Origin of the sequence: Galactobacter valiniphilus (genome assembly GCF_003575975.1) — a bacterium.
Taxonomy (GTDB): Bacteria; Actinomycetota; Actinomycetes; order Actinomycetales; family Micrococcaceae; genus Galactobacter; species Galactobacter valiniphilus.
In genome coordinates this window covers 55227-61701 of the sequence record NZ_QQXK01000022.1, presented here as the reverse complement: position 1 = coordinate 61701, position 6475 = coordinate 55227, and the positions used below count along the sequence as shown (strand labels likewise).

The following is a 6475-nucleotide window of genomic DNA, read 5'->3' as shown; positions in this document are numbered from 1 at the left end:
GGGGCATGAAGACCTCCGTGGTGAGAGCTGGTTCCTAGATAGCTCCACACCTCACCCGGAGGTCTTCCTCATGTCACGCCGCCCCGCCGAAGACGTACCTAACCTGCCGGGGCAATACACCTAGCCGCGCGGGGCCGCCGCGCGGCCCAAGGGGCTCAGGCCGCGTCGTCGTGCAACGCCGCGAAAACGGCGGTGGCGAGCCTGGGCCCCACGCCCTTGACCTCGCCGAGCTCCTCGAGCGTCGCAGCCTTCATCTTCTTGACCGAGCCGAAGTGCTTCAGGAGCGCGGCCTTCTTGGCCGGGCCCAGCCCGGGCACGTCGTCGAGCACGGACGTCAGCATCGACTTGCCGCGGCGTTCGCGGTGGAAGGTGATGGCGAACCGGTGAGACTCGTCGCGCAGGCGCTGGAGCAGGTACAGGCCCTCTGAATCGCGCGGCAGGATCACGGGGAACTCGTCGCCGGGCACCCACACCTCCTCGAGGCGCTTGGCCAGGCCCACCACGGAGATCTCCGTGATGCCGAGGTCGTCGAGCGCCTGCTGGGCCGCCGCGACCTGCGGCGGGCCGCCGTCCACCACCACGAGGCTCGGGGGGTAGGAGAAGCGGGCGGGCGTCGCCGCCTCGGCGCTCACCTCGCCCGAGCTGAGCTCGTCCTCGCCCGCGAGCTCCTCGAGGTAGTACTGGAAGCGCCGGGAGATGACGTCGTACATCGAGGAGGTGTCGTCCCTCGCCGCCTCGCCCGTGACCTTGAAGCGCCGGTAATCGCTCTTCTTCGGCAGGCCGTCCTCGAACACCACCATGGACCCGACCACATTGGTGCCGGAGACGTGGGAGTTGTCGTAGCCCTCCATGCGCAGCGGCGGCTCGGGCAGGCCGAGCGCGTCCTGGATCTGCTGCAGGCCGGCCGAGCGCACCGTGACGTCGCCAGCCCGGCGCGCCTTGTGCAGGGCGAGGGCCTGGCGGGCGTTCTCCTGCACCGTGCCGGCGAGCTCCTTCTTGGGCCCGCGCTGTGCCACCTTGAGCTTGACCTTGGCCCCGCGGCGTTCGGCGAGCCATCCCGTGAGCGCCTCGGCGTCCTCCGGCAGTTCGGGGACCAGCACCTCGCGCGGGATCCGCGTGGCGTCGTCCATCTCGCCGTAGACCTGCTGCAGCAGTTGCTCGAGCAACTGCTCGAGCGAGACGTCCTCGACCTTCTCCATGACCCAGCCGCGCTGGCCGCGGATGCGGCCGCCGCGCACGTGGAAGACCTGGACCGCCGCCTCGAGATCGTCCTCCTCCACGCCGAAGATGTCGGCGTCGACGCTCTCGTCCAGCACCACGGCGTTGCGCTCGAACACGCGACGCAGCGCCGCGATGTCGTCGCGGTGGCGGGCCGCCGCCTCGTAGTCCATCTCCGCAGCGGCGGCGCCCATGCGGCGCTCGAGCTCGCGGATGAAACGCTGCCCGTCACCTCCCATGAAGTCGCACAGCTCCTGGGCCAGCTCGCGGTGTTCCTCGGGCGAGATCCGGCCGACGCAGGGCGCGGCGCACTTGCCGATGTAGCCGAGCAGGCACGGTCGGCCGCTGCGCTGCGCCCGGTTAAAGACGCCGGCCGAGCACGAGCGGACGGGGAAGACGCGCAGGACCGTATCCAGCGTCTCGCGCACGGCCTTGGCCGGGTAGAACGGGCCGAAGTACTTGGTGCCCTTGCGCTTGTCCCCGCGCATGACGAGCGCCCGGGGGTAGGTCTCCCCCATCGTCACCGCCAGGTACGGATACGTCTTGTCGTCGCGGAACATGATGTTGAACCGCGGCGCGAATTCCTTGATCCACGTGAATTCGAGCTGCAGGGACTCCTGCTCGCTCGCCACCACGGTCCATTCGACGCTCCCGGCGGTGGTGACCATGGTGCGCGTCTTGGGCGTGAGGTGGCGCGGATCCTGGAAGTACGAGGTCAGGCGCTGGCGCAAGTTCTTGGCCTTGCCGACGTAGATGACGCGGCCGTGGGGGTCCCTGAAGCGGTACACGCCCGGATCGGTGGGAATCTCTCCCGTACGGGGGCGATAGGAGGCTGGATCCGGCATGCCTGAAACCCTATCGCGCCGGGGCGACGGCCCCACGGTGCCCAGGGCGCGCGCCGTCGTCGGGCGGTGTGGGTGAGCGCTACTCGACGCTCGGCGACTGGTTGTAGCCGGCCGCGCGTTCCTGGCCCGAGAGCTCGGCGATGGCGTCGACGATCTCGTCGGTGACCTTGCGGCGCATCGGCAGGGGGTGCTTGGCGCCCGGGTGATCGAAGTGCAGGGGCTCGCCGATGTGCATCGTGAAGCGGTGCAAACGGATCCGGTTGGAACCGGCCGGCTGCAGCTTGTCGGTGCCGATGAGGCCCACCGGCACCACGGGCACACCCGTCGTCAGCGCGAGCCAGCCCACGCCTGTGCGGCCGCGGTACAGCAGGCCGTCGCGCGAGCGGGTGCCCTCGGGGTAGATGCCCACGCCGTCGCCCTTGTCCAGGATCTCGACGAGCTGGTCGAGCGCCGCCACGGAGGCCGCCTGCTCGCCGCGCTGCACGGGGATGGAACCGACGCCCGTGAAGAAGGCCTTCATGAAGCGGCCCTTGATGCCGGGCGTCGTGAAGTACTCGGCCTTGGCGAAGAAGCTCACCTTGCGCGGCATGAGCGCCTGGATGATGACGGAGTCGAAGAAGGAGAGGTGATTGGAGGCGACGACAAAGCCGCCCTCCTTGGGCACGTTCTCCAGGCCCGTCACCGTGGGACGCAGCACCGTCTTGATGAGGGTGGCCGCGACGGCCTTCAGCGGATCGATTCTCATGCTTCCTCCGTCAGGAGCAGGGCACCCAGGAGCTGGTGTGGTTCGGCGATCTCCGCGTCGGCGCCGGCCGTGGCCAGCTCGTCCGCGGGGGCGAAACCCCATCCTGCCCCGAGCGACCGCGCGCCGGTGGCCTTGGCGGCCAAAATGTCGAAACGGCGATCCCCCACCATGGTGCATTCGGACGGCTCGACCCCGAGGGTCGCGGCCGCCTCGCGCAGCAGGTGGTCCTTGGCCCCGCCCGGGGCCGGAGCCGCGGTCTCGTCCTCGCTCGTGCCGACGATGACCTCGAAGGCGTCGGCCAGGCCGTGGTGGGCCAGCAGGGTGTGCGCGAGCTGCGTGGGCTTGGAGGTCACGACCGCCACGGCCACACCGGCGTCCTTGAGCCCAGCGAGGGCCTCGCGGATGCCGGGGTAGACGACGGACAGGGCGATGCCCTGCTCGCGATACCAGGCCCGGTAGTCGCGCACGACGGCGGGGATGGCGTCGGCGGGCACGCCGGCGACCTCCTCGAGGCCGAGCGCGAGCGGCGGGCCCACGAGTTCCTCGAGGACCTCGGGCGCCGGAACGGGCAGGCCGTTGGCCAGCAGTCCGTGCTCGATGCCGCGCGTGATGCCGCCGGCCGGGTCGACAAGGGTGCCGTCCAGGTCGAAGAGAACGGCGCGCGGATACTGGCGGGTACGGGGGAACACCACGGGTGGCATTCTGCCACCGGCATGCGCGCCGCCCCCTATCCATGCCGCTTGGGGCATGCAGTCGTGTCGCGGCGGCGCGCCGCCGGGCGGGCCTAGAGCAGCTCCGCCAGGAAGGAGCCGGTATGGCTCGCCTTGACCTTCGCCACCACCTCGGGCGTGCCCTGCGCGACGATGGTGCCGCCGCCCGAACCACCCTCGGGGCCGAGGTCGATGATCCAGTCGGCGCTCTTGATGACGTCGAGGTTGTGCTCGATGACGACCACCGAGTTGCCCTTGTCCACGAGGCCCTGGAGCACCAGCAGGAGCTTGCGGATGTCCTCGAAGTGCAGGCCCGTGGTCGGCTCGTCCAGGACATAGATGGAGCGCCCGTTCGAGCGCTTCTGCAGCTCGGCCGCGAGCTTCACGCGCTGCGCCTCGCCGCCCGAGAGCGTCGTGGCCGGCTGCCCCAGGCGAACGTAGCCGAGGCCCACGTCGACGAGGGTCTCCAGGTGACGCGCGATGGGGCGGAAGGCCGCGAAGAACTCGGCCGCCTCGTCGATGGGCATCTCCAGCACCTCGGCGATGGTCTTGCCCTTGTACTTCACCTCGAGCGTCTCGCGGTTGTAGCGCGCGCCGTGGCAGACCTCGCAGGGGACGTAGACGTCTGGCAGGAAGTTCATCTCGATCTTCAGCGTGCCGTCGCCGGAGCAGGCCTCGCAGCGCCCGCCCTTGACGTTGAAGGAGAAGCGGCCGGGAAGGTAGCCGCGAACCTTGGCCTCCTGCGTCTGCGCAAAGAGCTTGCGGACGTGATCGAAGACGCCCGTGTACGTGGCGGGGTTGGAGCGCGGCGTGCGGCCGATGGGGCTCTGGTCGACGTGGATGACCTTGTCCAGGTGCTCCAGGCCCTCCACGCGGGTGTGGCGGCCGGCCACGAGCTTGGCGCGATTGAGCTTGGTCGCCAGCACGCGGTACAGGATGTCGTTGATGAGCGTGGACTTGCCGGAGCCGGACACGCCGGTGACCGCCGTCAGGGTGCCGAGCGGGATCTCCACCGACACGTTCTTGAGGTTGTTCTCGCGCGCGCCGACGATCGCGAGCATGCGGTCCCCGTCGACCGGGCGGCGCTTCTTGGGCAGCTCGATCTTGCGGCGGCCCGAGAGGTAGGCGCCGGTCACCGACTCCTTGTTTTTCTTCAGCTCCGCGAGCGAGCCCGAGTGCACGATGGTGCCGCCGTGCTCGCCGGCTCCCGGGCCCACGTCGACGATCCAGTCGGCCTCGGCGATCGTGTCCTCGTCGTGCTCCACGACGATGAGCGTGTTGCCGAGATCGCGCAGGTGCGTCAGCGTCTCGATGAGGCGGCGGTTGTCTCGCTGGTGCAGGCCGATGGAGGGCTCGTCCAGGACGTAGAGCACGCCAACGAGGCCGGATCCGATCTGCGTGGCCAGGCGGATGCGCTGGGCTTCGCCGCCGGAGAGGGTGGCGGAGGCGCGGGCCAGCGAGAGGTAGTCGAGGCCCACGTCCAGCAGGAAGCGCAGGCGCGCGCGGATCTCCTTGAGCACCTCGGCAGCGATCTTCTCCTCGCGGACCGAGAGCTCCAGGTGGTCGACGAAGTCGAGCGACTCGCGCAGCGGGAGCTCGGAGACCTCGGCGATGGATTGGCCGCCCACCGTCACGGAGAGCGCGGCGGGGTTGAGGCGGGCGCCCTGGCAGTCCGGGCACGGCACCTCGCGCATGTACTCCTCGTAGCGCTCGCGGGCGTTGTCGGACTCCGTCTCGACGTGCTTGCGCTCGATGTAGGAGACCACGCCCTCGAAGCCGGTGGAGTAGCGGCGCTCGCGGCCGAAGCGGTTGCGGTACTGCACCACGACCTTGTGGTCCTTGCCGTGAAGGATCGCCTTGCGCTGCGCCGCCGTGAGGTCCTGCCACGGGGTCTGAATGTCGAAGCCGAGCTCCTCGCCGAGGCCGGCCAGGAGGCGGGTCCAGTACTCGGCCACCGACTTGCCGATGGACCACGGGGCGATCGCGCCGCCCTCGAGCGTGGCGCTCGGATCGGGGACCACGAGCTCCTCGTCCACCTCGAGGCGCACGCCGATGCCCGTGCACGTGGGGCAGGCACCGAAGGGGTTGTTGAAGGAGAAGGTGCGCGGCTCGATCTCGTCGAGGGCCAGCGGGTGCTCGTTGGGGCAAGCGAGCTTCTCGGAGAAGGTGCGCTCGCGCTCCGGGTCCTCGGCGTCGCGGTCGACGAACTCGATCAGCACGCGGCCGTCGGCCAGGCCGAGGGCCGTCTCGACCGAATCGGTGAGGCGCTGCTGCACGCCCTCCTTGATCGCGATGCGGTCGACGACCACCTCAATGGTGTGCTTGACCTGCTTGGCGAGCTTGGGCGCGTCGGCGAGCTGGATCGTCTCGCCGTCCACCCTGGCGCGGGAGTAGCCGGAGCCCTGGAGCTCCTTGAACAGGTCGACGAACTCGCCCTTGCGGGCGCGGACCACGGGCGCGAGCACCTGCAGGCGCGTGCGCTCGGGCGACTCCATGAGCCGGTCGACGATCTGCTGCGGGGTCTGCTTGGTGATCGGCTCGCCGCAGATGGGGCAATGGGGGTGCCCGATGCGCGCGAAGAGCAGGCGCAGGTAGTCGTGGATCTCGGTGATGGTTCCCACGGTGGAGCGCGGGTTCTTGGAGGTCGACTTCTGGTCGATCGAGACCGCCGGGGAGAGGCCCTCGATGAAGTCGACGTCGGGCTTGTCCACCTGGCCGAGGAACTGCCGCGCGTAGGCGGAGAGCGACTCGACGTAGCGGCGCTGCCCCTCGGCAAAGATCGTGTCGAAGGCCAGGGAGGATTTGCCGGAGCCGGAGAGGCCCGTGAACACGATCATGGCGTCGCGCGGCAAGTCCACGCTGACGTTCTTGAGATTGTGTTCCCTGGCCCCCTGCACCACGAGGCGCGTGAGGTCTGGGCGTGCGGGCACGGAGGATCGCGAAGTCGTCTTGGGCAC

Annotated in this window: 4 protein-coding genes; all 4 read right to left on the bottom strand. The window is 69.7% G+C overall.

The window, feature by feature from the left end:
- Positions 1 to 155: 155 nt before the first annotated feature.
- Positions 156 to 2063 (bottom strand): excinuclease ABC subunit UvrC, encoded by a 1908-nt coding sequence (gene uvrC, locus DWB68_RS11275; protein WP_119425225.1) that lies wholly within the window; start codon positions 2061 to 2063, stop codon positions 156 to 158.
- Positions 2064 to 2142: 79 nt separating this feature from the next.
- Complete coding sequence (locus tag DWB68_RS11270) at positions 2143 to 2808, bottom strand: lysophospholipid acyltransferase family protein (protein WP_119425224.1); 666 nt, start codon at positions 2806 to 2808, stop codon at positions 2143 to 2145.
- On the bottom strand, positions 2805 to 3500 hold the full coding sequence (locus tag DWB68_RS11265) for an HAD hydrolase-like protein (protein ID WP_158588289.1): 696 nt from the start codon (positions 3498 to 3500) through the stop codon (positions 2805 to 2807). The genes DWB68_RS11270 and DWB68_RS11265 overlap by 4 nt, the downstream gene beginning before the upstream one ends.
- A gap of 92 nt (positions 3501 to 3592) precedes the next feature.
- Positions 3593 to 6475 (bottom strand): excinuclease ABC subunit UvrA, encoded by a 2883-nt coding sequence (gene uvrA / locus DWB68_RS11260; RefSeq protein ID WP_233548763.1) that lies wholly within the window; start codon positions 6473 to 6475, stop codon positions 3593 to 3595.

Coding starts and splice junctions, on each gene's coding strand:
- uvrC (WP_119425225.1), bottom strand. CDS start 2,063: ATGCCGGATCCAGCCTCCTATCGCCCCCGTACGGGAGAGATTCCCACC.
- DWB68_RS11270 (WP_119425224.1), bottom strand. CDS start 2,808: ATGAGAATCGATCCGCTGAAGGCCGTCGCGGCCACCCTCATCAAGACG.